The organism is Pelomicrobium sp. G1 (assembly GCF_051905455.1).
Lineage (GTDB): Bacteria > Pseudomonadota > Gammaproteobacteria > Burkholderiales > UBA6910 > Pelomicrobium.
On the sequence record NZ_JBQACR010000620.1, the window covers coordinates 1 to 235 of the forward strand.

Annotated in this window: 1 pseudogene; it reads left to right on the top strand. The window is 71.1% G+C overall.

Annotation, left to right across the window (positions count from 1 at the left end):
- Nucleotides 1-191, top strand: a pseudogene (locus tag ACTFO6_RS19875) (hydrolase 2, exosortase A system-associated); the annotation flags it as partial.
- Between the last annotated feature and the right edge of the window lie 44 nt (nt 192-235).

Here is a 235-nt window from a genome sequence, read left to right on the forward strand (position 1 = left end):
GCTTTTGCCTCCTGCACCGTCCCGCGGCTGGCAACCCCCGGTGGGTCTTCCTCTACCTGCATCCCTTCGCCGAGGAGATGAACAAGTGCCGCCGCATGGCGGCCCTCTGCGCCCAGGCCCTGGCGGCGGCGGGGTTCGCGGTGCTCCAGGTGGATCTCCTGGGATGCGGCGACAGCCCGGGGGATTTCGGCTAGGCCACCTGGGACGGCTGGCTGGAAGACGCCCGGGCGGCATC